At 69.6% G+C, this 25,298-nt stretch carries 22 protein-coding genes; 13 read left to right on the top strand and 9 right to left on the bottom strand.

Annotation, left to right across the window (positions count from 1 at the left end; all coding sequences use genetic code 11):
- Positions 1-151: 151 nt before the first annotated feature.
- The gene (locus ACWDR3_RS37905; RefSeq protein WP_450357128.1) at positions 152-1,711 is read right to left on the bottom strand and encodes an AAA family ATPase; all 1,560 of its coding nucleotides are present in this window, start codon (positions 1,709-1,711) and stop codon (positions 152-154) included.
- 82 nt (positions 1,712-1,793) lie between these two features.
- Positions 1,794-2,558: a DUF2127 domain-containing protein gene (locus ACWDR3_RS37900; protein WP_450357127.1), complete on the bottom strand. Its 765-nt coding sequence runs from the start codon at positions 2,556-2,558 to the stop codon at positions 1,794-1,796.
- A gap of 201 nt (positions 2,559-2,759) precedes the next feature.
- Between ACWDR3_RS37900 and ACWDR3_RS37895 the strand changes: the two genes are divergently transcribed.
- On the top strand, positions 2,760-3,389 hold the full coding sequence (locus ACWDR3_RS37895; protein WP_450357126.1) for a TetR/AcrR family transcriptional regulator: 630 nt from the start codon (positions 2,760-2,762) through the stop codon (positions 3,387-3,389).
- A 46-nt stretch (positions 3,390-3,435) separates the two neighbouring features.
- Here the strand turns inward: ACWDR3_RS37895 and ACWDR3_RS37890 are convergent, their stop codons facing one another.
- The gene (locus ACWDR3_RS37890; protein ID WP_450357125.1) at positions 3,436-4,812 is read right to left on the bottom strand and encodes a cation:dicarboxylate symporter family transporter; all 1,377 of its coding nucleotides are present in this window, start codon (positions 4,810-4,812) and stop codon (positions 3,436-3,438) included.
- A 231-nt stretch (positions 4,813-5,043) separates the two neighbouring features.
- Here ACWDR3_RS37890 and ACWDR3_RS37885 point away from each other — a divergent pair, with 231 nt between their 5' ends.
- The 6 genes from ACWDR3_RS37885 (at position 5,044) to ACWDR3_RS37860 (ending at position 11,293) form a co-directional block, all read left to right on the top strand.
- A complete protein-coding gene (locus ACWDR3_RS37885; protein ID WP_450357124.1) occupies positions 5,044-6,882 on the top strand; it encodes a sensor histidine kinase in 1,839 nt (612 codons plus the stop codon).
- Positions 6,879-7,571: a response regulator gene (locus ACWDR3_RS37880; protein ID WP_450357123.1), complete on the top strand. Its 693-nt coding sequence runs from the start codon at positions 6,879-6,881 to the stop codon at positions 7,569-7,571. The genes ACWDR3_RS37885 and ACWDR3_RS37880 overlap by 4 nt, the downstream gene beginning before the upstream one ends.
- Positions 7,572-7,668: 97 nt before the next feature.
- Complete coding sequence (locus tag ACWDR3_RS37875) at positions 7,669-9,066, top strand: extracellular solute-binding protein (protein ID WP_450357122.1); 1,398 nt, start codon at positions 7,669-7,671, stop codon at positions 9,064-9,066.
- 16 nt (positions 9,067-9,082) lie between these two features.
- Positions 9,083-10,036: a carbohydrate ABC transporter permease gene (locus ACWDR3_RS37870; RefSeq protein WP_450357121.1), complete on the top strand. Its 954-nt coding sequence runs from the start codon at positions 9,083-9,085 to the stop codon at positions 10,034-10,036.
- Between the two features lie 5 nt (positions 10,037-10,041).
- On the top strand, positions 10,042-10,905 hold the full coding sequence (locus ACWDR3_RS37865) for a carbohydrate ABC transporter permease (RefSeq protein WP_450357119.1): 864 nt from the start codon (positions 10,042-10,044) through the stop codon (positions 10,903-10,905).
- 34 nt (positions 10,906-10,939) lie between these two features.
- The gene (locus tag ACWDR3_RS37860) at positions 10,940-11,293 is read left to right on the top strand and encodes a VOC family protein (RefSeq protein WP_450357118.1); all 354 of its coding nucleotides are present in this window, start codon (positions 10,940-10,942) and stop codon (positions 11,291-11,293) included.
- 36 nt (positions 11,294-11,329) lie between these two features.
- Here ACWDR3_RS37860 and ACWDR3_RS37855 read toward each other — a convergent pair whose 3' ends face one another.
- On the bottom strand, positions 11,330-12,208 hold the full coding sequence (locus ACWDR3_RS37855; protein ID WP_450357117.1) for a DUF1963 domain-containing protein: 879 nt from the start codon (positions 12,206-12,208) through the stop codon (positions 11,330-11,332).
- A 417-nt stretch (positions 12,209-12,625) separates the two neighbouring features.
- Between ACWDR3_RS37855 and ACWDR3_RS37850 the strand changes: the two genes are divergently transcribed.
- Positions 12,626-13,366, top strand: coding sequence for a helix-turn-helix domain-containing protein (locus ACWDR3_RS37850; protein ID WP_450357116.1), 741 nt, complete (start codon positions 12,626-12,628; stop codon positions 13,364-13,366).
- 14 nt (positions 13,367-13,380) lie between these two features.
- Here the strand turns inward: ACWDR3_RS37850 and ACWDR3_RS37845 are convergent, their stop codons facing one another.
- The gene (locus ACWDR3_RS37845) at positions 13,381-14,406 is read right to left on the bottom strand and encodes an ATP-dependent 6-phosphofructokinase (protein WP_450357115.1); all 1,026 of its coding nucleotides are present in this window, start codon (positions 14,404-14,406) and stop codon (positions 13,381-13,383) included.
- Positions 14,407-14,701: 295 nt separating this feature from the next.
- Between ACWDR3_RS37845 and pta the strand changes: the two genes are divergently transcribed.
- The 3 genes from pta to pyk all read left to right on the top strand — a co-directional run bounded on the left by pta (position 14,702) and on the right by pyk (position 19,533).
- Entirely contained in the window at positions 14,702-16,792 is a 2,091-nt protein-coding gene (gene pta / locus ACWDR3_RS37840) for a phosphate acetyltransferase (RefSeq protein WP_450357114.1), read from the top strand.
- Positions 16,789-17,997: an acetate kinase gene (locus tag ACWDR3_RS37835; RefSeq protein WP_450357113.1), complete on the top strand. Its 1,209-nt coding sequence runs from the start codon at positions 16,789-16,791 to the stop codon at positions 17,995-17,997. Before pta ends, ACWDR3_RS37835 begins: the two co-directional genes overlap by 4 nt.
- Positions 17,998-18,105: 108 nt before the next feature.
- Positions 18,106-19,533, top strand: a complete 1,428-nt coding sequence (gene pyk / locus ACWDR3_RS37830; RefSeq protein WP_450357112.1) for a pyruvate kinase — start codon at positions 18,106-18,108, stop codon at positions 19,531-19,533.
- Positions 19,534-19,646: 113 nt separating this feature from the next.
- Here the strand turns inward: pyk and ACWDR3_RS37825 are convergent, their stop codons facing one another.
- Together ACWDR3_RS37825 and ACWDR3_RS37820 are read right to left on the bottom strand one after the other, a co-directional pair.
- The gene (locus ACWDR3_RS37825; protein WP_450357111.1) at positions 19,647-20,972 is read right to left on the bottom strand and encodes a hypothetical protein; all 1,326 of its coding nucleotides are present in this window, start codon (positions 20,970-20,972) and stop codon (positions 19,647-19,649) included.
- Positions 20,962-21,543, bottom strand: a complete 582-nt coding sequence (locus ACWDR3_RS37820) for a DUF6114 domain-containing protein (protein WP_450357110.1) — start codon at positions 21,541-21,543, stop codon at positions 20,962-20,964. The genes ACWDR3_RS37825 and ACWDR3_RS37820 overlap by 11 nt, the downstream gene beginning before the upstream one ends.
- On the opposite strand from ACWDR3_RS37820, the gene ACWDR3_RS37815 reads away from it, so the two are divergent.
- Positions 21,542-21,691, top strand: coding sequence for a hypothetical protein (locus ACWDR3_RS37815; protein ID WP_450357109.1), 150 nt, complete (start codon positions 21,542-21,544; stop codon positions 21,689-21,691). The two genes, ACWDR3_RS37820 and ACWDR3_RS37815, sit on opposite strands and share 2 nt — an antisense overlap.
- Before the next feature lie 4 nt (positions 21,692-21,695).
- On the opposite strand, the gene ACWDR3_RS37810 is transcribed toward ACWDR3_RS37815, so the two are convergent.
- Positions 21,696-22,328, bottom strand: a complete 633-nt coding sequence (locus ACWDR3_RS37810; RefSeq protein ID WP_450357108.1) for a DUF6230 family protein — start codon at positions 22,326-22,328, stop codon at positions 21,696-21,698.
- Between the two features lie 646 nt (positions 22,329-22,974).
- Positions 22,975-23,952: a tetratricopeptide repeat protein gene (locus ACWDR3_RS37805; RefSeq protein WP_450357107.1), complete on the bottom strand. Its 978-nt coding sequence runs from the start codon at positions 23,950-23,952 to the stop codon at positions 22,975-22,977.
- 203 nt (positions 23,953-24,155) lie between these two features.
- Here ACWDR3_RS37805 and ACWDR3_RS37800 point away from each other — a divergent pair, with 203 nt between their 5' ends.
- Positions 24,156-24,776, top strand: coding sequence for a TetR/AcrR family transcriptional regulator (locus tag ACWDR3_RS37800; RefSeq protein WP_450357105.1), 621 nt, complete (start codon positions 24,156-24,158; stop codon positions 24,774-24,776).
- The last annotated feature ends 522 nt before the right edge of the window (positions 24,777-25,298 follow it).

The following is a 25,298-nucleotide window of genomic DNA, read 5'->3' as shown; positions in this document are numbered from 1 at the left end:
GCGGGCACGGTCGAGGACGCGAGCGAGGTCGAGAACGCGGGCACGGCCGAGGTCGAGGGCGCGGCCGAGGTCGAGGGCGCGGGCAAGGTTGACGGCACGTGCGCCAGCTCGCCGATTCGCATGTCCATGAACGTAATCCTTGACGTCGGCGTCAGGGCAAGGGCTCGGCCCCGGGACCCTCTTCGTCGTCCTTGGTGTCCGGCGGCCACTCGTCCTCGCTCCCGTCCCGTGCTCCGAGGAGCCGCCGGGTCAACCGGTCGCGGTCGGAGAGGAGTTCGTCGAGGGCGGCGCGGACGTCGACGGCTTCGGTGGTGTCCGACTCGCGCTCGGCGGCGATCAGTACGGAGCGCCGGACCAGTTCCTTGGTGAAGGAGGCGGTCGTGCCCTCCGTGCGGGTCACGACCTCGTCGGTGATGTCCGTGCCGAGGCCCAGGCCGCTGCCGTAGAGGGCGAGCAGGGCGGCGCGGCCCGGCTCGTCCGGCAGCGGGACCTCGACCGCGAGGTCGACGCGGCCCGGGCGCTGGACGAGGGCCGGCTCCAGCAGGTCGGCGCGGTTGGTGGTGAGCAGGAAGGCCACGTCGGCGTCGTCGCCGAGGCCGTCCATCTCGTTCAGCACCTGGAAGAGCAGGGGCTGTTCGCCGGGGCCGTGGTCGCGGGCCTCGGCGATCAGGTCGCAGTCCTCCAGGACGACCAGCGCCGGCTGGAGCATGCGGGCCAGGGCGCACGCGGGGGCGATGGCGTCGATGCTCTCGCCGGACACCATGACGACGGTGAACTCGGGGAGGTGGGAGAGGAGATAGCGGATCGTGTGGGTCTTGCCGGTGCCGGGCGGGCCGTACAGGAGCAGTCCGCGGCGCAGGTGCTGGCCGGCGGCGCGCAGCTGCTCGCGGCGCCGGGCCACGCCGACGACCTGGCGCTCCACGCGCTCCAGGAGTCCTTCGGGGAGCACGATGTCCTCGCGGGTCAGACCGGGGCGGCGGTGGAAGCTGAACGGGCCGAGGCCGTGCCGGAACGCGGAGCCCTCGAAGGAGAGCACCTGACCGCGGAAGATGTTGTGCTCGTGCACGAGGGTGTCGATCTCGGCGAGCAGCCGGTCCGCGAACTCCTTGTCCTGGGCGAGGACTTCGATCTCGACCTTGTTGCGCCCGTATTCGTCGGCCGGTCCGCGCAGCAGCACCGCGAAGCGGTTCTCGCCCTCCACGCCGAGGTAGAACCCGCAGGAGACGCAGGCGAGTTCCTCGTCCGGCGCGATCGGCAGGTGCGCGTAGTCCACGGCGCCGATCGTGAACCGGTCGTAGCGGTCGGCGGCTTCGAGGATGTCGCCGAGGGTGAGCTCGCCGTGGTGCTGCGCACCGCGCATGCCGACGAGCTGGTAGGAGCGGCCCTCCGGGGTGAACCAGTTCTCCAGCGCGAGATGCACGTTGGGCAGGTCGTACGACGGGTACGCGGCCTTGACCACGGGCTGGTCGGCGGGTGCGCCGCCGAGGTGCTCGCGCAGCCGCTTGCTCAGGTTGCGGGCGTCGTCGCGGTCCTTGTCCTTGGGACGCGCGATCGCGGTGAGGAACTCGTAGAAGAGTCCGCTGATCCGCTCCAGTTCGAGCGGCGAGGCTTCCCCTCCCTCGCCGTACCTGCGTTCGTACTCCTCCGAGCTGACGATCTCCGCTCCGCCCGTTTCCCCCATGGTGGCCTCCGCCTTGGTCCGACCGGTCATGTCAGGCCTCCCAGCGTGCGGCCGGGCCCGGGGGCGGGTCAAAGCATTTGCCGCGATTGTCCGTGATCGGCCCCTGGTGTTCTCAGACCAGTACCCCGGCGGACGTCTCCACCTCCAGCAGGGACGCGCTCTCGCGCTCCTCGTCGAAGGCCTTGCGTCCGCCGCGCAGCCCGAACAGCCGCTTGGCGAGGGCGATGTAGAGCACGGCGACGATGTTGAGGACCAGGGTGGCGATCTTCAACCAGCTGACGTGCCCGGTGAGTTCGTAGATCTCCAGCGGCAGGAAGGCGGCGGTGGCGACCACCGTCAGATACTCCGCCCAGCGCTTGGCGTACCAGAGCCCGACCGCCTCGACGAGTTCGATCAGCGCGTACGCCAGCAGCAGGACGGCCACCAGGACCAGCGTGGAGTGCTTGTAGCCGAACGTCTTCTGGATGGAGCCGACGACCGGCGAGTGGTCGAGGTCGTAGTGGAAGTGCTTGAACACCGGCCGGAGGACGTCGAGATACTCGTCGAAGAGCTTGCGCACCGCGTCCTGGCTGTTGCTGAACTTCCACACCGCCGCCGCGACCAGCACGATGAACACCCCGCGCACGGCCCGCTCGATCGCCAGGAAGCGCAGGATGAACAGGTCGCGCAGCACCTTGCCGCGCGGCACCAACGGCGCCTCGTCGGCCGGTCCCGAACCGTGCGGCTCGCCGAGCGCGAAGTCGCCGCAGCGCAGACAGCGCCAGACGTCCCCGAGGGCGGTCCGCGCGTGCAGCCGCGTCCGCAGCCGGGGGTCGTCCGGCGCGTAGGTGACGTGCCCCTTGCGCGCGCACGTCCGACGGTCCCAGTCGATCTTCATCCCCCGTGCCTCCAAAGAAGAGCCGGCCTGCCGCACCGGCAATGGACCGGCGCGGCAGGCTAGTGGACGAGGGTAAGAGCTCGGTGAGGATCGGCTCGGTCTGCTGAGCCTGCTCCGCCGGCTTGGCCGACTCGCCCCGACTCGACCGACGGAATTACACACCCTTGTGCAAAAAGCGTGGGGAAAGGCACACTGTCGTCCATGACCACGGGCAGCAGCAGCCGCGCCGACGCCAACCGGCGTCGCATCCTGGACGTCGCGCTCGCCGAGCTGCTGCGCGATCCCGACGCCTCCATGGACCAGATCGCGCGCGCCGCGGGGGTCGTACGACGGACGGTGTACGGGCATTTCCCGAACCGTGAGGCGCTGATCGGGACCCTCGTCGACGGTGCCGTGGAAGCGGTGGCGACGGCCCGCGTCTCGGGGCGGGAGGGGACCGAGGGGCCGGTGGAGGCGCTGGCCGACGGCACGCTCGCGGTGTGGGAGGTCGCCGACCGCTACCGCATCCTGGTCGCGCTGGCCCAGCGCAGCGTCACCGTGCAGGGCATCCGGGCCCGCCTCGCCCCCGTGCGCGAGGGCTTCGCGAAGGTGATCCAAGAGGGCCTGGACACCGGCGAGTTCACCTCGCCGCTGCCGGCCGCCGCGCTGGCGTCCGTGCACGAGCAGATGCTGTTCGCGGTGATGGACGCGGTCAACGACGGGCTGCTGACAGCACAGGAGGCGGGTCGCGCCGCCGCGGTCACCGTGCTGACCGCGTCGGGCGTACCCGCCTCCCACGCCACCGGGCTGGTGGCGAGGCTGAGCGTCAAGAGGAGTGGGCCGGGCGGCTGAGCGACGGGGGGAACACCCAGCCGCCCGGCGTCTTGCGGGCCGTTCCTCAGGCCTTGGCGAGTTCCTTCTCGCCGCCCTGCTCCGGGAGTTCGACCGGGGCGTCGTCCCCCTCGTCCAGCAGGGTCGTCTCGTCGAAGGGCACTTCACCGGCGAGCACCTGGCGGACGCGCTCGTTGTCGATCTCCTTGGTCCAGGTGCCGATCAGGACGGTGGCGACCGCGTTGCCCGCGAAGTTGGTCAGGGCGCGGGCCTCGCTCATGAAGCGGTCGATGCCGACGATCAGACCGACGCCGTCCACCAGGGCCGGCTTGTGCGACTGCAGACCACCGGCCAGCGTGGCGAGACCGGCGCCGCTGACGCCCGCCGCGCCCTTGGAGGCGAGCAGCAGGAAGAGCAGCAGCGGGATCTGCTCGCCGATGGACATCGGGGTGCCCAGGGCGTCGGCGATGTAGAGGGACGCCATGGTCATGTAGATCATGGTGCCGTCGAGGTTGAAGGAGTAGCCGGTCGGGACCGTGATGCCGACGACGGGCTTGCTGACGCCCAGGTGCTCCATCTTCGCGATGAGCCGCGGCAGCGCGGACTCGGAGGAGGAGGTCGACAGGATCAGCAGGAACTCACGGGCCAGGTACTTGAACAGCACGAAGATGTTCAGCCCCGCGATGAGCCGCAGCATCAACCCGAGCACGATGAAGACGAACAGCACACAGGTGACGTAGAAGCCGAGCATCAGTACCGCGAGGCTCTTGAGCGCGTCGACACCGGCGGAGCCGACCACCGCGGCGATGGCGCCGAAGGCGCCGATCGGGGCGGCCCACATGACCATGCCGAGGATGCGGAAGACGAGCCGCTGGATGTGCTCGACACCGCGCAGGATCGGCTGGCCGGTGGAGCCCATCGCCTGGAGCGCGAAGCCGGCGAGGAGGGCGATCAGCAGGGTCTGCAGGACCTGGCCCTCGGTGAAGGCGGAGACGAAGGTCAGCGGGATGATCGACAGCACGAACTCGACCGGCGGCAGCGCGTCCTCCGACACCTGGTCGTGCCCGGACGCCTTGATCGCGTCGGTGATGTGCAGTCCGTCGCCCGGGTGCAGGATGTTGCCGACGACCAGGCCGATACCCAGGGCGACCAGCGACATCACCAGGAAGTAGCCGAGCGCGATACCGCCGACCGCGCCGACCTTGGCGGCCTTCCGGACGGATCCGATGCCGAGCACGATCGTGCAGAAGATGATCGGCGAGATCATCATCTTGATCAGGTTGACGAAGCCCGTACCGAGCGGCTTGAGCTCGATCCCGGCGTCGGGCCAGATCAGACCCACGGCGATGCCGAGCGCCACCGCGATGATGACGGCGATGTACAGATAGTGGGTGCGGTCCCGCTTCGCGGCGGGCGTGGCAGGTGCCGTAGGCGTCGTCGTCACGGCTGCCTCCTTGACGTCTTCGTCGGTAGGACCGGCGTGCGGCTCACGTCCGGGTCGGGCGAAGTGGGGGGTGAGGTGGAGCGGGGGAAGAATGGGGGGACGAGCGGCTGGAAACAGAGGCCGGAACCGGCCATATTGCTTCCGCATTGCGGTGACTATCCCCTGCCCTGTGAGCCCGGTCACCCTTCCGTTCATTTAGTTCACGCTTAACGTGCGAGGCACACTGACGTCATGCGCATCCCCGTCCCCCGCCCCCGCAGCCTGGCCGGCCAGCTCTTCGCGATGCAGGCCGTGCTGATAGCGGTGCTCGTGGCCGGTTACGCGGTGTTCACATACGTCAACGACGGGCGACAGGCCGAGGACGCGGCCGGCCGCCAGGCGACGGCCGTGGCCCGCTCGGTCGCGGACTCGCCCTCGGTGCACGAGGCGATCGCCACCCCGGACCCCAGCATCGAGCTCCAGCCCTACGCGCTGAAGGTGATGGCGGACACGGAGGTCGACTTCGTCACGATCATGGCTCCGAACCGCATCCGCTGGACCCACCCCAAGCCCGACCAGATCGGCCAGCCCTTCCTCGGCCACATCGACCGCGCCCTGAAGGGCGACACCTTCACCGAGACCTACACCGGCACCCTCGGCGCCTCGGTCCGCGCGGTCACGCCCATCGAGGACGAGAACCACAAGGTCATCGGACTGGTCAGCGCCGGTATCAAGGTCGAGGCGATCAGCCAGCGGGTCCAGGGGCAGCTGGCCGCCCTGCTCGGCGTCGCGGGCGGCGCCCTCGCGCTGGGCGGCCTCGGCACCTACGTCATCAACGCCCGGCTGCGCCGCCACACCCACGGCATGAACGCGGCCGAGCTGAGCCGGATGCACGACTATCACGAGGCAGCACTCCATGCCGTACGCGAGGGGCTGTTGATGCTCGACGGGCAGTACCGTGTGGCGCTGATCAACGACGGTGGACGGGAGTTGCTGGGTGTGGCCGGTGACGTGGTGGGCAGTTCGGTGGCCGAGCTCGGCCTGCCCGCGCAGTTGACCGGCGCGCTGCTGGCGTCGGAGCCGCGGGTGGACGAGGTGCATCTGGCGGCGGACCGGGTGCTGGTGGTCAACACCTCGCCGGTGTCCGGCGGGGAGCGCCGCGGCACGGTCGTCACGCTCCGGGACGTGACCGAACTCCAGTCCCTGATGGGCGAGTTGGACTCCGAGCGCGGCTTCACGCAGGCGCTGCGCTCGCAGGCCCACGAGGCGGCGAACCGGCTGCACACGGTCGTCTCGCTCATCGAACTGGGCCGCGCCGAGGAGGCCGTGGACTTCGCGACCGCCGAACTGGAGCTGGCCCAGGCGCTGACCGACCAGGTGGTGGCCGCGGTGGGCGAACCGGTGCTGGCCGCGCTGCTGTTGGGCAAGACGGCCCAGGCGAACGAGCGGGGAGTGGAACTGGTCGTCTCGGAGGACAGCCGCCTCGACGACGGCCTGCTGCCGCCCTCGCTCCCGGCCCGGGACCTGGTCACGATCCTCGGCAACCTCATCGACAACGCGGTGGACGCGGCCCAGGGCAGCGTGCGGGCCCGGGTGACGGTGACGGCGTACACCGCGGACGGCTCCGACGGAGCGGCCGAGCTGGTGCTCAAGGTCTCCGACACCGGCGCGGGGGTGGACCCGGCCCACGCCGAGATGGTCTTCCAGCGCGGCTTCTCCACGAAACCGTCGGGCCCTGGCGGGCGGGGCCTCGGCCTGGCCCTGGCCCGGCAGGCGGTACAACGGCACGGCGGCCTGCTGACAGTGGCCGAGGCGGACGGCGGCGGAGCGGAGTTCGAGGTGCGGATGCCACTGCGGGCGACGGTGCGGGCCGGGGGCTCGGAGGCAGCGGTGCGGGCCGGGGACGCGGGAGAGACGACGCCGGGTCCGGCGCTTCAGGAGGCCGCGCCTCAAGAGGGCCCGCCCCGGGAACCCGCCGCCCGAGGAGCCGCCGCTCGGGCCACCGCGGCCCCGGCGACCGCGCCCCGTGAAGGCGGGCCCCTGGAATCCCCGCGGGTGCGGGCCTCACGTCGGCCGGGAGGTGGCGCATGACCGGCGACCCCGGCGACTCCATCCGCGTGCTGGTCGTCGAGGACGACCCCGTGGCCGCGGACGCGCATGTCATGTACGTCGGCCGGGTGCCGGGCTTCACGGCGGTCGGCAAGGCGCACACCGGCGCGGAGGCGCGGCGCCTGCTGGACCGTACGCCGGTGGATCTGCTCCTGCTCGACCTGCACCTGCCCGATGTGCACGGGCTGCAGTTCGCGCGGTCGCTGCGGGCCGCCGGTCATCACGCGGACGTGATAGCGGTGACCTCGGCCCGGGACCTCACCGTGGTGCGGGAGGGGGTCTCGCTGGGGGTCGTGCAGTACGTGCTGAAGCCGTTCACCTTCGCGACCCTGCGGGACCGGCTCGTGCGGTACGCGGAGTTCCGGGGGGCCGCGGGCGAGGCGAGCGGACAGGACGAGGTGGACCGGGCGCTGGCGACGCTGCGGGCGCCCTCGCCGGCCGCGCTGCCGAAGGGGCTGAGCGGGCCGACCCTGGAGCGGGTGACCGGCGCGCTGCGGGAGGCCGAGGAGGGGCTGACCGCGGCGGGCGTCGCCGTGGCGGTGGGCATCTCGCGGATCACGGCCCGGCGCTATCTGGAGCACCTGGTGGAGGCGGGACGGGCGGGGCGCAGTCCGTTGTATGGCCAGGTGGGAAGGCCCGAGCTGGTTTATCGGTGGGTTCGTACGCGTTAGGACCCTCGTCGACCAAGACGTGACCCGCACGGTCATTGACCTGACTAGACCATTCCTCTTACGTTCGCGGGCAACCAACTCGGCCGACAACGTAGTCATGCCCGTAGGAGGTCGTCCCGTGCGCCCCACCGCCGTCCGCCCCCAGCTCACCGTTCTCCTCACGCTCGCCGTCGCCGCCACCGGCCTCACCGCCTGTGGCAGCGGGTCCGGGAGCGACCCGGACACCGTGAAGGTCTCCTTCAAGCAGTCCACGGACAACTCGATCCATGTGATGGACGATTTCCTCGGGGACATCAAGAAGCAGTTCGAGAAGGCGAACCCCGGCAAGAAGGTCGAACTCGTCCCGATCAAGGCCCCGGACTCGGAGTACTACACCAAGCTCCAGCAGATGCTCCGCTCCCCCAAGACCGCCCCCGACCTGGTCTACGAGGACACCTTCCTCATCAACTCGGACATCACCAGCGGGTACCTGAAGCCGCTCGACAGCTACCTCGCCAAGTGGCCGGACTGGAACCAGTTCATCGACACGGCGAAGGCCGCGGCCCAGGGCGAGGACGGAAAGACGTACGGCGTCCCGGACGGCACCGACACCCGGGGCCTCTGGTACGACAAGGGCATCTTCAAGAAGGCGGGCCTGCCCGCGAACTGGCAGCCCAAGACGTGGGACGACGTGCTCGCCGCAGCCCGCACGATCAAGCAGAAGGTCCCCGGCGTCACCCCGCTCAACGTCTACACGGGCAAGCCGGCCGGTGAGGCCTCCACCATGCAGACCTTCGAGATGCTGCTGTACGGCACCAATGACGGCAAGACGGACCCGATGTACGACAAGGCGACGAAGAAGTGGGTCGCGGGCAGCCAGGGGTTCAAGGACTCGCTGCAGTTCGTCGAGACGGTCTTCAAGGAGAAGCTCGGCCCGGACGTCTCCGACGCCCTCGACCCCAACTTCGGCACCCAGGTCCGCGGTGAGCTGCTGCCCAAGGGCAAGCTCGGCATCGACCTCGACGGCTCGTGGCTGCCGCAGGACTGGCTGCCGGGCAGCGGGCACGAATGGCCCGAGTGGTCCCAGAAGCTGGGCCTCGCCGCGATGCCCACCCAGCACGGCCAGGCGCCCGGCAAGGTGAGCATGTCCGGCGGCTGGACCTGGTCGGTCCCGGCCAAGGCCGGCAACCCCGACCTCGCCTTCGACTTCATCAAGACGATGCAGACCAAGGCCAACGCCCAGAAGTGGTACGTCGCCAACTCCGGCATCGCGGTCCGCAAGGACGTCGCGGACGACCCCTCGTACGCCACCGCGCAGCCCGGCATCAAGTTCTTCACGGACCTGGTGGCCAGCACGCACTACCGGCCCGCGTATCCCGCGTACCCGAAGGTCTCCACGGCGGTCCAGGAGGCGATGGAGGCCGTGACGACGGGTGACTCGTCGGTGGAGAAGGCGGCGAGTTCGTACGACGACGAGCTCAAGTCGGCCACCGACAACCAGGTGATCGAGAAGTGAGCGGCGGCGACCGTCGATGACCACCGCACCGCAGCAGGCGGGCCCGGGCGTGACGAAAGTCCCCCCGGGCCCGGCGCCCCGCACACCCGACCCACAGCGCCGCCCGCGCTCCCGCGGCCGCTCCCTGACCCGCCTCCTCCCCCTCTCCCCCGCCGTGATCCTCCTGCTGCTCTTCCTGGCGGGACCGATCGGCTACTGCGCCTACATCGCCTTCACCGACCTCCAGTTGACCGGTCAGGCGCACTCCTCGTTCGTCGGTCTCGCGAACTTCCGCGCGGCCTTCCAGGACGAGGAGTTCCTCAACGCCGTATGGCTGACGCTGGTGTTCACGGTCCTGTCGTCGCTGATCGGCCAGAACACGCTCGGCCTGGCGCTCGCGACGCTGATGCAGCGCGCGTCGAAACCGATCCGCACGCTCGTCGGCGGCATCGTGATCACGGCGTGGGTCCTGCCCGAAGTCGTGGCGGGCTTCCTCCTCTACGCCTTCTTCCGTCGCGAGGGCACCCTGAACGCCATCCTGGACTGGCTCCATCTCCCGTCCCAGAACTGGCTGTTCACCCTGCCGATCCTCGCGGTGTCCTTCGCCAACGTCTGGCGCGGCACGGCCTTCTCGATGCTGGTCTACACGGCCGCGCTCAACGAGATCCCGAAGGAGATCACGGAGGCCGCGGAGGTCGACGGCGCGGGCGGCTGGCGCCGCATGTGGCACATCACGCTCCCGATGATCCGCCGCTCCATCGGCACGAACCTGATGCTCAACACCCTCCAGACCCTGTCGGTCTTCGGTCTGATCTGGGTGATGACGAGGGGCGGCCCGGGCGACAAGAGCCAGACGCTCCCCCTGTTCATGTACGAACAGGCCTTCCAGAACAGCATGATCGGCTACGGCACGGCGGTGGCGTTGCTGCTGCTGGTGGTCGGCGCGCTGTTCTCGCTCGTCTACGTACGACTGCTGCGGACGGAGGTCTGACACCCATGGCACTCACACGGACACTCCCCGGCACCTCCCGCCTGGCCGATCGCAGGACGAGCCGGCGGCTGGCCGCTGACGTGGGACTCCTGGTGGCCGCCGCCGCGTTCGCGCTGCCGCTGCTCTGGGTCGTGCTGTCCTCGGTGGACCCGCACGCGAACCTCCGGGTGAAGGCCCCCGACGGCCTCACCTTCGGCAACTTCGACGCGATCCTCACGCAGGACATCACGTTCACGCCGCTGCTCAACAGCCTGATCCTGTGCGGCGGGGCGACCTTGCTGACGGTGGTCTGCGCGGCCCTGGCGGCGTACCCCCTGTCCCGCTTCAAGTCCCGCCTGAACCGCCCCTTCCTCCTGACGATCCTGTTCACGACGAGTCTGCCGATCACGGCGATCATGGTTCCGGTCTACGCGCTCTTCGTGCAGGTGAACCTGATCGACACCATGCAGGGCACGATCCTCTTCTTCGCCGCCTCCCAACTCCCCTTCGCCATCTGGCTGATGAAGAACTTCATGGACGGTGTCCCCAAGGAACTGGAGGAGGCGGCCTGGACGGACGGCGCCTCCGCCTTCCAGTCCCTGATCCGCATCGTGCTGCCCCTGATGGGCCCCGGCGTGGCGGTCGTGACGATCTTCTCCTTCGTCATGATGTGGGGGAACTTCTTCGTCCCCTTCATGCTCCTGCTCACCCCCGACCAGATGCCCGCGAGCGTGAGCATCAACGAGTTCTTCGGCAACCGCGGAATGGTGGCGTACGGACAGCTGGCCGCGTTCTCGGTCGTCTACTCGACGCCGGTGATCCTGCTGTACGTACTGATCGCCCGCCGGCTGGGCGGGGGGTTCGCGCTGGGGGGTGCCGTGAAGGGGTGAGCGGAGGTGGGTGCCCTGGGGCAGGATGGGCCGTATGGAACGTGTACTCGGAATCGGCGGATACTTCCTGCGGGCCACGGACCCGGAAGCCCTGACCGCCTGGTATCGCGACTGCCTGGGCCTGGACACCGACGAACACGGCCTCTGGCAACCGGCCCCCGGCCCGACGGTCTTCGCGACCTTCGACCCAAAGACCGACTACTTCGGCTCCCCCACCCAACAGACCATGCTCAACTTCCGGGTCCGCGACCTGGACGCGATGCTCACGCAACTCCGCACCAAGGGCGCGAACGTCTCCGACGAGACGCAGGACATGGAGGGCGTGGGCCGCTTCGCCTGGGTCACGGACCCGGAGGGCAACCGGGTGGAACTCTGGGAGCCGGCTTGATCGGGTAGCCGGACGGGACGGCCGTGGTCCGGTGCTTTACGAGCAGTCGAACCAGTGGGCGTAGGGCTGGTCGGGGCACTGTCGGCAGGTGAAGACGTAGATGCCGCCCATGTCGCCGAGCATCAGTCCCGGCGGGCTCTGGATCAGTCGGCGCTCGTCGTAGGGAAGGTCCCAGATGGTGCCGGTGGCGGGTGTGTCCTCCACCGCCAGCCAGGTTCGCCATGACGCCCCGTCGAATTCCGCGCTGTTGACCGTGAGCAGGTGGTCCATGCGCCGACCGCAGCCCTCGCAGTCGGGCCAGGCCGGGTCCTGTGCCCACGTCGGGTATCCGCCGACCTTGACGCCGTCGGCCACCGAGAGGTGCTGCCAGTACGACCAGCCGGTCTCCTTCTCCAGCTGATCGAACCGCTCCTCCAGTGCGTCGGCGATCTCCTCGGGCAGATCCCAGCTCGGATAGTCGACGACCCGTTCCGGGTGCAGGACGCACGGGTCGGGCAGGTAGTCCGCCTCGGCGCCGTCCGGCCTGGGGTACGCGGCGAGTTCTCCGCCGCACGTGGAACTGTCACGCCAGTACAGCTTCGGCTGGGGCATGTAGCCGTGGTCGAAGGGGCACCACAGCACCTGAAGGACGTCCGTGCCGGCTGGGAAGGGCAGTTCGGGAACGTCGGTGGCGAACAGCTGAAGCACGGGCGCCAGAGGCATCGCACCCGCTCCGGGACTGAACTCACCGTGGTCCTCGTCGCAGTGCGGCCACTCCACGGACCGCGGCCACAGGAGCGGACCGCCCAGCGAGCTGTCCCTGGGGCCGGGATCCCCCACTCGGGGATGCAGCCGGACGGTGTCCTTGCGGTAGGCGGCGACCTCGGGAAAGAGCGTCTCCACGTCGACGGGACGCGGCGGGGTGGTACGAGCCATCTCGACTCCTGGCAGACCGGCACGCCATCGGCTGATGCCGCGGCGAACGGCAGCGTAATCGCTGGGTCTGACACCGCCGGCTTGAGTTCCGGCCTCCGCAGCCCGTCGCGGACGCCGGGCGGGCGGATAGGCTGCGGCTCGGCGGTTGATTCGTCAACCACCCGTACAGATTGCGCCGTCCCCGCACCACCCCCAAACCCCCACACGTCAGCCCTGCATTGACGCACGGGCCTTCGAAGCCGGCCCCGCCGCCCGTGCCCGTCAAGCGCAAAAGGCAAGGTAGAGCGGCATATTCAGAGTCGGCCGCGCCGAGGTCGCGGTGCCCGACCCACCCCTTCCCTGGCCGGATCCGTACGTTCCTACAATCCGTATTCCTGGCCGAACGGACCGTAGTCACCGCACCCGGGGACCCCTATTTTGTGGCCCGTGCACCAACCCCCGGCCCACCCGAACCCGCCGAATCAGCCAACCTCCTCGGCTCCGCCCTTCAACGCCCCCGCCGCCCGTCGGCTGCGGTCCGGGCTCAACATGGGGCCCGAGCATGTCGCCTATGGGCTGCGTACCTCGTACGGGCTGCCCTACGTCACCCCGGATCTCGTCGTCGCCTGGGAGCGGGGGCTCACCGCGCCCAGTACTCCCGAACTCACCGCTCTCGCGGGCGTGTTGTGGTGTTCCCTCGGTGAACTCATCGGGAGACCACGGACGTTGGGCGAGCACCGGATCGCCCGTGCCCTCGCCCCGGAGGACGTGGCGCGGGCCGTCGGGCTCGAACTGCGGGCGTATCTGCAGATGGAGGAGGAGAACACCTGGCGCGGCGGCGACCGGCAGTCCGCCGCGCTCGCCGAGGTGCTCGACCTCTCGATCCCCGACTTCGTCGCCGTCACCGGCCGCGAGCCCCGGCTCGCCGAGCTGCTCCGCAGTGCCGCGACCACACGCTGGCAGGCGTACGTCCGCCAGGTGACCAAGCTGGTGCCGCTGGACCGGCGCCTCCTGGAGGACGTCCTCCAGGAGCTCCACCAGGACTACCAGGGGCAGATGGTCGCCTCACTGAACTGGGGCGAGGGCGCCTCGGCCGGTACGGCTCTCGACTCCGGGCGCGCCTACCTGGACCGGATCGTCGACCACTTCTGGGCCGCGGTCCAGGACAACAGCTCCTGAGAGACCGGCAGTTCCTAGAACACCGACTCCGCCTCGTCCATCCGGTCCTTCGGGACCGTCTTCAGCTCGGTCACCGCCTCCGCGAGCGGCACCATCTCGATGTCCGTCCCGCGCAGCGCGGTCATCCTGCCGAAGTCGCCCCGGTGCGCCGCCTCCACGGCGTGCCAGCCGAAGCGGGTGGCGAGGACGCGGTCGTAGGCCGTGGGGACGCCGCCGCGCTGCACATGGCCGAGGATGACCGGCTTGGCCTCCTTGCCGAGGCGGCGCTCCAGCTCGTACGCGAGCGCCGTGCCGATGCCCTGGAAGCGCTCGTGGCCGAACTGGTCGATGTCGCCCTTGCCGTAGTCCATCGTGCCCTCGGCGGGGTGCGCGCCCTCGGCCACGCAGACCACCGCGAACTTCTTGCCGCGGGCGAAGCGCTCCTCGACCATCTTGACCAGGTCGGCCGGGTCGAAGGGCCGCTCGGGCAGGCAGATGCCGTGCGCGCCGGCCGCCATGCCGGACTCCAGGGCGATCCAGCCGGCGTGCCGGCCCATGACCTCGACGACCATCACGCGCTGGTGCGACTCGGCGGTCGTCTTGAGGCGGTCCATCGCCTCCGTGGCGACGCCGACCGCGGTGTCGAAGCCGAAGGTGCGGTCCGTGGAGGAGATGTCGTTGTCGATCGTCTTGGGGACGCCGACCACCGGCAGACCCGCGTCGTGCAGCATCCGCGCCGCCGTCAGCGTGCCCTCGCCGCCGATCGGGATCAGTACGTCGATGCCGAAGTCGCGGGCGATGTCCGCCACGTTCTCGCAGGCCTCGCGCAGCCGGTCGCGCTCCAGCCGGGAGGAGCCGAGGATCGTGCCGCCGCGGGCCAGGATGCCGCTGACCGCGTCGAGGTCGAGGGTGCGGTAGTGGCTGTCGAGCAGGCCGGCGTAACCGTCCTCGAAGCCGATGACCTCGTCGCCGTACGTGGTGACCGCTCGGTGCACGACCGACCTGATCACGGCGTTCAGACCAGGGCAGTCGCCGCCTGCGGTGAGAACTCCGATGCGCATCGTGCTGTGTCTCCTGCTCGGTGTCGTCGATACCGGTGAGCCGGTCCGATTCTTTCATGCCGGGCAGGACGATGTCGCTTCTGGTATGTATGGCCCGATTGGCCCTATCGGGTTGTCCGGGCGGCCCGGGGGCCTGACGGGCGTCTTGTCCGCCTCTGAGGGTACGGTCAAGAGGGTTGCGCCCGCCTCGGCGGGCGATGTCCGTGCCCCGCCGGACACCCGGCCCGACACCCCGCCGGATGCCTCTCAGAACGCCCCACCGGACGCCCCACGAAAGACCGAACGGAGAGCACGCGTGACGCGCAGCGTGTACGTGACCGGGATCGACCGCGGCGACGGCCGCCAGGTCGTCGAGCTGGGAGTGATGGAGCTCCTGACCCGGCAGGTCGACCGGGTCGGGGTGTTCCGCCCGCTCGTCCACCACATCCCGGACCGCCTGTTCGAGCTGCTGCGCGCCCGCTACCGGCTCTCCCAGGACCCGACCACGGTCTACGGCATGGACTACCACGAGGCGTCCGCCCTCCAGGCCGAACAGGGCACCGACGAACTGGTGTCGACCCTCGTCGACCGCTTCCATCTCGTCGCCCGCGACTACGACGTCGTCCTCGTCCTCGGCACCGACTTCGCCGACACCCAGCTCCCGGACGAGCTCTCCCTCAACGCCCGCCTGGCCAACGAGTTCGGCGCGTCCGTGATCCCCGTGGTGGGCGGCCGCAAGCAGCCCGCCGAGTCCGTGCTCGCCGAGACGCGCAACGCCTACCGGGCCTACGCGAGCCTCGGCTGTGACGTGCTGGCCATGGTGACCAACCGGGTGGCGAGGGTGGACCGGGACGAGATCGCCGCGAGCCTGGACTCCCGCCTCCCCGTGCCGTGTTACGTCCTGCCCGACGAGCCCGCGCTGGCCGCCCCGACGGTCTCCCAGATCGGCCAGGCGCTCGGCGCCCGGGTGCTGCTCGGCGACGAGTCCGGACTCGCCCGGGACGTACTGGACTTCGTCTTCGGCGGTGCGATGCTGCCGAACTTCCTGGGCGCCCTGACCCCGGGCTGTCTGGTCGTCACCCCGGGCGACCGCGCCGACCTGGTCGTCGGCTCGCTCGCCGCGCACAGCGCCGGCACCCCGCCGATAGCCGGCGTCCTGCTGACCCTGAACGAGGTGCCGACCGACGAGGTCCTCACCCTCGCCGCCCGCCTCGCCCCGGGCACCCCGGTGCTCTCGGTGGCCGGCAACAGCTTCACCACGGCCACCGAACTCTTCTCCCTGGAGGGGAAGTTGAACGCGGCCACGCCCAGGAAGGCGGAGACCGCGCTCGGCCTCTTCGAGCGGTACGTCGACAACACCGACCTCACCCGCCGCGTCTCCGCCCCGAGCAGCGACCGCGTCACGCCGATGATGTTCGAGCACAAGCTGCTCGACCAGGCCCGCTCCGACCTGCGCCGGGTCGTCCTGCCCGAGGGCACCGAGCCGCGCGTCCTGCACGCGGCCGAGGTGCTGCTGCGCCGCGCTGTCTGCGACCTCACGCTGCTCGGCCCGCTCGACCAGATCCGCAAGCGCGCCGCCGACCTCGGCATCGACCTGGGCGACACCCAGTTGATCGACCCGGCCACCAGCGAGCTGCGCGACTCCTTCGCCGAGAAGTACGCCCGCTTCCGCGCCCACCGGGGCGTCACCGTGGAGCTGGCCTACGACGTCGTCTCGGACGTGAACTACTTCGGCACGCTCATGGTCCAGGAGGGCTTCGCCGACGGCATGGTCTCCGGTTCCGTGCACTCCACGGCCGCGACCATCCGCCCCGCCTTCGAGATCATCAAGACCAAGCCGGACGCGGACATCGTCTCGTCGGTCTTCTTCATGTGCCTCGCCGACAAGGTGCTGGTGTACGGCGACTGCGCGGTGAACCCGGACCCGAACGCGGAGCAGCTCGCCGACATCGCCATCCAATCGGCCGCCACCGCCGAGCAGTTCGGGGTGGAGCCGCGGATCGCGATGCTGTCGTACTCGACCGGTACGTCCGGCTCGGGCGCCGACGTCGACAAGGTGCGGGAGGCCACCGAGCTGGTGCGCGAGCGGCGTCCGGACCTGCGCATCGAGGGGCCGATCCAGTACGACGCCGCGGTCGAGCCGACCGTCGCCGCGACCAAGCTGCCGGAATCCGAAGTCGCCGGCCAGGCAAGCGTGTTGATCTTCCCCGACCTCAACACCGGCAACAACACCTACAAGGCCGTGCAGCGTTCGGCCGGCGCGGTCGCCATCGGCCCGGTGATGCAGGGGCTGCGCAAGCCGGTCAACGACCTGTCCCGGGGCGCGCTCGTCCAGGACATCGTCAACACCGTCGCCATCACCGCGATCCAGGCCCAGAACCCGAACGAGAAGGCGACCGCCCAGTGAGCCCGTCCCGTGTCCTCGTCCTCAACTCCGGCTCCTCGTCGGTGAAGTACCAGCTGCTCGACATGAGCGACGGCGACCGGCTGGCCGCGGGGCTCGTCGAGCGGATCGGCGAGGAGCGCGCACGGCTCAAGCACACGCACCTCGCCGGCGGTGCCGAACGGGAGTGGACCGGGCCGATCGCCGATCACGCCGCCGCCCTGAAGGCCGTAGCGGAGGAGCTGGCGAGGGACGGATTCGGGCTGGACTCCCCGGAGTTGGTCGCCATCGGGCACCGGGTCGTGCACGGCGGTAAGACCTTCACCGAGCCGACGGTCATCGACGACGCCGTGCTCGCCGAGATCGAGCGGCTGATCCCGGTCGCGCCGCTGCACAACCCGGCCAACCTCATCGGCATCCGCACGGCGATGGCCCTGCGCCCGGACCTGCCCCAGGTCGCGGTCTTCGACACCGCGTTCCACACGACGATGCCGGAGTCGGCCGCCCGCTACGCGATCGACGTCCGGGTCGCCGACGAGTACCGCGTCCGGCGCTACGGCTTCCACGGCACCTCGCACGCGTACGTGTCCCGGGCGACGGCGAAGCTGCTCAGGAAGGCGCCCGAGGACGTCAACGTGATCGTGCTGCACCTCGGCAACGGCGCGTCCGCGTCCGCCGTGCGGGGCGGGAAGTGCGTGGACACCTCCATGGGGCTGACGCCTTTGGAGGGACTCGTGATGGGGACCCGCTCGGGGGACATCGATCCGGCCGTCATCTTCCATTTGGCGCGTGTTGGCGGAATGTCCATCGATGAAATCGACACTCTTCTCAACAAGAAGAGCGGGCTCGTCGGCCTGTGCGGCGACAACGACATGCGGGAGATACGTCGCCGGATCGACGAGGGCGACGCGGAGGCGCAGCTCGCCTTCGACATCTACATTCACCGCCTCAAGAAGTACATAGGCGCCTATTGCGCCGTGCTCGGTACGGTGGACGCGATCGCGTTCACGGCCGGAGTCGGCGAGAACGCGGCGCCGGTGCGCGAGGCGGCCGTCGCGGGCCTGGAGACCCTGGGCCCGGCGGTGGACGGCGCACTGAACGCCGTACGCAGTGACCAGCCGCGGCTGATCTCGCCCGAGGACGCACGGGTGAAGGTGGCCGTGGTGCCGACCGACGAAGAACTGGAAATCGCGACGCAGACCTACGCACTGGTGAGACAGGACGACTGAGCGGTAACCGGCAATTGAGCACCACTCGCAATTGAGCACGGCCCCGCCCATTTGTTTCTTCCGCCAGACGGAATATTCCGTAGCGAAACAAACCGATAGGATCGTCCCATGCGCCGTTCGAAAATCGTCTGTACTCTCGGCCCCGCGGTCGACTCCCACGAAATGCTGGTCTCGATGATCGAGGCCGGAATGAACGTGGCCCGGTTCAACTTCAGCCACGGCACCCACGCCGAGCACCAGGGCCGGTACGACCGGGTCCGGGCCGCCGCCAAGGAGACCGGCCGGGCCATCGGTGTCCTCGCCGACCTGCAGGGCCCCAAGATCCGCCTGGAGACCTTCGCCGAGGGCCCGGTGGAGCTGGAGCGCGGCGACGAGTTCGTCATCACGACCGAGGACGTGCCGGGCGACAAGCACATCTGCGGCACGACCTACAAGGGCCTGCCGGGCGACGTCTCGCGCGGCGACCAGATCCTCATCAACGACGGCAACGTCGAGCTGAAGGTCCTCGACGTCGAGGGCTCGCGGGTCAAGACGATCGTCATCGAGGGCGGTGTCGTCTCCGACCACAAGGGCATCAACCTCCCGGGCACGGCCGTGAACGTGCCGGCGCTGTCCGAGAAGGACGTCGAGGACCTGCGCTTCGCGCTGCGCATGGGCTGCGACATGGTCGCGCTGTCCTTCGTCCGGGACGCCAAGGACGTCGGCGACGTCCACAAGGTCATGGACGAGGAGGGCCGTCGCGTCCCCGTCATCGCCAAGGTGGAGAAGCCGCAGGCGGTCGACAACATGGAGGACGTCGTGATGGCGTTCGACGGCGTGATGGTCGCCCGTGGCGACCTGGCCGTCGAGTACCCGCTCGAAAAGGTCCCCATGGTGCAGAAGCGGCTCATCGAGCTGTGCCGCCGCAACGCCAAGCCGGTGATCGTGGCGACCCAGATGATGGAGTCGATGATCACCAACTCCCGCCCGACGCGCGCCGAGGCCTCCGACGTGGCCAACGCGATCCTGGACGGCGCGGACGCGGTCATGCTCTCCGCCGAGTCGAGCGTGGGCGCGTACCCGATCGAGACGGTCAAGACGATGTCGAAGATCGTCGTGGCGGCCGAGCAGGAGCTGATGAGCAAGGGCCTGCAGCCCCTGGTCCCCGGCAAGAAGCCGCGCACACAGAGCGGTTCGGTCGCGCGTGCCGCGTGCGAGATCGCGGACTTCCTCGGCGGCCGCGGCCTGGTGGCCTTCACGCAGTCCGGCGACACCGCCCGCCGTCTGTCGCGCTACCGCGCCGAGCAGCCGATCATCGCCTTCACCACCGACGAGAACACCCGCAACCAGCTGGCGCTCAGCTGGGGCGTCGAGTCGCACGTCGTGCCGTTCGTGAACAGCACCGACGAGATGGTCGACATGGTCGACCAGGAGATCGCCAAGATCAGCCGCTTCAACCCGGGCGAGATCGTCATCATCACCGCCGGCTCGCCCCCCGGCGTCCCCGGCACCACCAACATGCTCCGCGTCCACCACATCGGCGGCGCCACCAACTGACGCCCCCGAAAAGGCTCGTGAAGCCTCCTGTACGACGCTGAGGGCGCCCCCTGGGAAAGGGGGCGCCCTCAGTGTGTTGTGCGGCTCCCGGACGGGCTTGTGGCGATGCTCGGTCAGCTGGTGTAGACGTGCATCCCGGGGACGTGCAGCGTGCCGCCGAACTGCGCGGCCTGGACGACCTTCACGTTGGTGAAGTAGATCAACGGGATGTTCAGCGGCGGCGGGTTGTCGGGGCTGAACGTGATCGGGATCAGACCGAACAGGTTCCCGGAGATGCTCTCCGTGTACATCGTGGTGTCGCCGTCGGTGATCGTGGACGTCGAGCCCTTGGCGGCCTGCACGTGGTAGGTCTTGCCGGACTGTTCGTCGTTGACCGTCTGGTGCAGGTCGCCGATGTCGGTGCCGCTGGAGATGACGTACTTCAGCACCTTCTTCTTGGTGCCGTTGGCCGTCTTCACCTCGACCACGCCCTGGTAGTCGGCACCCTTGAGGAGCAGCGAGCTGGCGTTCAGGTACCAGGGGTCGTCCGCCACCGGCACCTTGTTGTCGACGCCGCTCTCGTCGTCCGTGGCGGTCGGGCAGTCGTCCGCGTCCGTGGAGGAACTCGGCGACGGGCTCGGGCTCGCGGACGAAGTGGCCTCGTCGGCCGCCTCCTTGACGGCGTCGGTGGTGTCCTTCGCCGCCTCGGAAGCCTTGTCGGTCGTGTCCTTCACGGTGTCGTTCACCGTGTCGGTGAGCTTCTTGGTGGTGTCCTTGACCGTGCCCGCGGCGTCGGACGAGGTGTCCTTGCTCGCGCTCTCGGACGGGGACGCCGACGCCGACGGGGTGGCGCTCGTCGTGGAGCTGTCGTCGGACTTGCCGCCGGTGAGGATGTCACCGATCGTGTCGCCGATGGTGTCCAGCAGGCCACCACCGCTGCTCTCGGACGCCGAGGGCGATGGAGTGGCGGTGTCGCCGCCGGAGTCGCCGGAACCGTCGCTGGTGCTCTTGGACGGGGACGGCGTGGGCGTGGCCTTGTCGTCGGAACCTGAATCCGACGAAGGGGTCTTGCCCGAGTCGGAGTCCGAACCGGAATCCGACGACGACGTCTCCGAGGGGCTCGGGGTCGCCGTGTCGGTCGACTCGCTCGCGGACGGCGAGGGCGAACCGGACGCGTCCTCGGAGTCCTCAAGGGCCGCGAGGCAGTCCTTGTACTCGTCGGCGGTCAGGCTCTTGGCGGTCGGCGACGGCGAGGAGCCATTGCTGTCGGCGAGCGCGAGGCTCGACGTGAATCCCATCCCCACGATGACCGCCGTGGGCATCGCCGCCATGGCTATCGCCTTGCCGGCCGGCATGTGGAACCTGGTGAACAGCGGCTTCTTGGGTGCCGCATGCCGCGGCCCGGTTCTCACACGGGACTCCTCCACGTCAGTCCCGTGGGTCACCTCGTCAGCCGGCACTGTGCCTCCCGTTCGCCCCGTTGGCCGGGCTCGTTCCTGACAGATCGTTCGTCTCGCCCACCACGGGCTTGAGGAGCGTGGTGTCCGGGTCGTTCCCCTGGGGAGCGTCGCCGTTCCCTTCGGGAGCGTCTCCGGTTCCCCGGGGGGCTTCGTACGCCCGCTCATCGGCGGGCGGTGCGCCCGGCGCCCACGACACGGCCATCGCGCCGCCGACGAGGGCGAACAGGAAGCCGATCAGGAAGCCGCCGAGGTTGGACACGGGGATGGACACCAGCCCCAGCAGGATCGAGGCGACGCCCGCGAAGGTGCGGACGTGCTTCTGGAACCAGAGGCTGAAACCCAGGACGACGAGCAGCACACCGATGATCAGGGACCCGGCACCAGCAGTGGTGGCCATCGCCAACGTGAGGTGACCGATCTGCAGATTCGCGTACGGGAAGTACGCGATGGGGACTCCGGCGAGCATGACGAACAGGCCGGCCCAGAACGGCCGGGTGCCTCGCCAGGCGCGGAACTGCAGCCTCCGGCGGCTGAACTGGCCGTCGGACACGGCAGGAGTCTCGGCGCTCATGGAAAACAGCTCCCTGGTGCGGCTTTTCTGTGGTGTGGTGCTGGTACTGGTGGTGTTGGTGTGGTGGTGGAGAGTTGTGCAGGCGGTGAAGAAGACCCGCGAAGAGTGGACGGGCGGGGGCGCCATCGGCTCCCCCGCCCGTCAGTGAGTGCTTAGAAGCACTCCTTGACACCCTGTGACACCGACATGTGCAGACCGCTGAGCTTGAAGGTTCCGGCGGTGGTGGCCCACGCCGTCTGCTTCACACCGGTCAGCGAGGCCTTGTCGGCCTGCTGTGCGAATCCGTACGGGTTCGCGGTGTCGCCCTTCTGAATGCCAGGACCCTTGGTGGCGTCCTTGGCCGCAACACCGATGTCGATGTTGGTGAAGGTCGCGTCGGCACTCAGGTCGTCGAGGTCGATGTAAAGGTTCTCGGCCTCGACCGGCTTGTCACCGCCGCCCGCCTTCAGGATCAGGCTGACGCTGCCCAGCAGCGGGATGTCCGGGGTGACCACGGACTGGCACAGGCCCTTGATGCTCGCGGACTTGAACGCCGAGACCGCGACCGGGTGTGCCGTCTTCTTGCCATCGAGGGTGTACCCCGAGTCAATGGCTCCGTACTGCGAGAAGCCGGTGCCGGTCAGCGAGTCGGCCGACACCTTGAACTGCTGGCCGGACACGCTGAATGACGCGGCGAGAGCACCCTGGGCAAGGGCGACACCTATCGCGGCCGTAGCGGCGACGCTGGGCACCATGACCACAGCGAACCGCTTCCATCTCGTCCCGCCACGCACCTGGGACTCCATATTTCCTCCTTCTCGGACGTACATCTCCTGGCCCTGACTGCCCCATAGGTCGGCTCAGCCGGGCAGGGATGGGAGAAGTGCTACGTCCTCGGGAAGGGGAGCGCCCGCACTCGGAGGCGCTGAACAGCGCACCGATCACCGGCGATCACCCCCGAGCGACAACCACTGGTCGCGCCTGACACGCATCACGCACAACCCTGCTGGACAGGCTCCACCCAGCGGGTGAAGACCCCCCTGTCCAAGAGCCGGCACCCGGGGCGCCTGCTCTGCTCGGTGGGGACCCAGGAACTCCCGCGACCCGACCGGCTGTCGGAGTACGGGAATGGACCGAGCGTCGCCGATCGTGGTGCATTCTCGCCGCCCGCACAAGGGGGTTCGTTACTGGCTAGTAACGGCCGGATAACCGAACAACGACCCACAGGTCTCGACCGACGACGCTGGGTGCTCCAAGGCGCCGGGACAAACCAGTTGACACGGGGGCAGAATCCGACAGACCGACGCCCATTACTTACTCGCAGTAACAGCGGCCGCGATTACCAAGTTTTGGTAAAGCGCGGCCGCACTGACGCTCTGTCGGCAAATCTTTCACTCGGGCACCACAAGCACCGGCGTTTAGCGACTGGTCAGAACCGGCCCGCCGCCCCGCTCAGAACAGCGCGCGCGCCAACGCCCGCCGCGCCGCGGCCACCCGCGGGTCCTCGGCCCCCACGACCTCGAAGAGCTCCAACAGCCGCAGCCGTACGGTGTCCCGGTCGTCGCCCGCCGTGCGCTGCACGGTCTCGATCAGCCGCCCGAACGCGTCCTCGACGTGCCCGCCCACCAGATCCAGGTCGGCGGCGGCGATCTGCGCACCGGCGTCGGCCGGCTTCTCGGCCGCGTCCTTGCGCACCTGCTGCTGATCCAGCCCCTGCACGCGCTGGAGCAACTCGGCCTGGACCAGCCCCAGTTTGGCCTCGGGGTTGCCCGGGTCGTCGCTCAGCACGTTCTTGTACGCCTGGATCGCACCGCCGAAGTCGCCCGCGTCCAGGGCCTGTACGGCCGCTTCGAGCAGCGCGTCGTAGGGGCCGACCGGGATCTCGGGCGCCGACGGGGCCGCGCCCGGCTCGGCGTCCGGGTCGACCGCGAGACCGGTCAGGCCGAAGCGCTCCTCGGCGACCTGCACCAACTGGTCCAGGGTCTGCCGGATCTGGGCCTCGCCAGCGGCCCCCTGGAAGAGCGGCAGCGCCTGTCCGGCGACCACCGCGAAGACGGCCGGGATGCCCTGGATCCCGAACTGCTGCATCAGCATCTGATTGGCGTCGACGTCGATCTTGGCGAGCACGAAGCGCCCGGCGTACTCGACGGCGAGCCGCTCCAGGACGGGGCTGAGCTGCTTGCAGGGCTCGCACCACTCGGCCCAGAAGTCGATGACGACGGGCACCTCGGTGGACCGCTGAAGGATGTCGCGCTCGAAGGAGGCCTCGTCGACGTCGATCACCAGGTCGGCGGGGGAGACGGCACCGGTGCCGCCGCCCTGCCGGGCGGCTTCGGCGCGCGCCTGCTCCGCCTTCGCCTTGGCCTCCTGGGCCGCCTTCACCGCGGCGAGGTCGACGACTCCGCTCATGGACATGTTCCGTGGCTGCATGCGTCTATCCTCCCCCGTTCCCGCGTGTACGTGAAAAGCCTTGTGAAAGCCGGTCCCGCTACGTGCCGTTCGGCGCCGGGTCCCCACCCCGCGACCATGGTTTCGCTACGAGTCGTAGCGTAATGGCATGAGGGGCCCGCGGTACACCACACCCCGGTGATCTCCCTCACGGCTTCACATCAAACGCCGGTTATGGTCTGGGGATGCAGAGCCGCACTCCCGCCCCACGCGCCACAGGGCGCCCCCGCAGCGCCGCGGCGGACGCCGCGATCCTCGCGGCCACCCGGGCGGCGCTGGTCGAGCTGGGCTGGTCGAAGCTCACCCTCGGAGACGTGGCCACGCGCGCGGGGGTTGCGAAAACGACCCTCTATCGCCGCTGGGCCGGCAAGAACGAACTGGTCGTCGACGCGGTCGCGGAACTCTTCGACGAACTCCACCTCCCCGACCGCGGCACCCTGGCCGCCGACATCGAGGGCGTGGTCCTCCAGTTCGCGGCGATCCTGGCCCGCCCGGAGGCCAAGAGCGGCCTGATGGCGGTGGTGGCGGAGTCGATCCACGACGAGGCCCTACGGGAGCGCATCCGGTCATCGATCGTCGACCGCCAGAAATGCCTGGTCCTGGAGGGCCGAGCCCGAGCCCAGGCCCGAGGCGAACTCCCCCCGGAAACGGACCCGTCGGAGTCCTCCCGCACGGTAGACCTGATCTTCGACATGGTCGCGGGAGCGGTAGTCCACCGCACCTTGGTAAGCGCAGAACCAGCAGACGAGACCTGGGTCCACAACTTCACCCAGGTACTACTGACAGGCTTGGCCGGCTCTCCATAGCCAGCGCCGGTTGCGAGCAGTCACGCCCCTGGGGCGGCGCCCAGCCAACTTGCTCAGCCTGCGGGCAGCCGTGCCGCGCGGCGCCCACCGAACCCGCCTAGCCTGCGGGCAGTCGTGCCACTGGGGCGGCGCCCGTCCCAAAGAGAGGCGGCACCCGGCAACGCCGAGCCGCGCAACCCGCCCAGCCCGCGCAGCGGCCCAACCCGCTCAGCCTGCGGGCAGGCGTGCCGCTGGAGCGGCGCCCACCCACCCCGCTTAGCCCGCGGCCACCCGCGCCGCTCGGGCAGCGCCCTCTAACCCCCGCCGCCGCCTGCGGGCAGGCGTGCCGCTCGGCCGACACCCACCCACCCCGCCCAGCCCGCAGCCACCCGCGCCGCTCGGGCAGCGCCCCCAACCCCCGCCGCCTGCGGGCAGTCGTGCCGCTGGGGCGGCACGGGTGGGCGCAGGCGGCACCCCGTCAGCGCCGGGCTGCGCGACCCCCCCCCCCAAAGCCCACAACCAAACGACCCAAAAAAACGGGAG

The organism is Streptomyces sp. NPDC001002, assembly GCF_053599215.1.
Note: the sequence above shows the minus strand (reverse complement) of the source record. Positions and strands in the feature narration are given on the sequence as shown.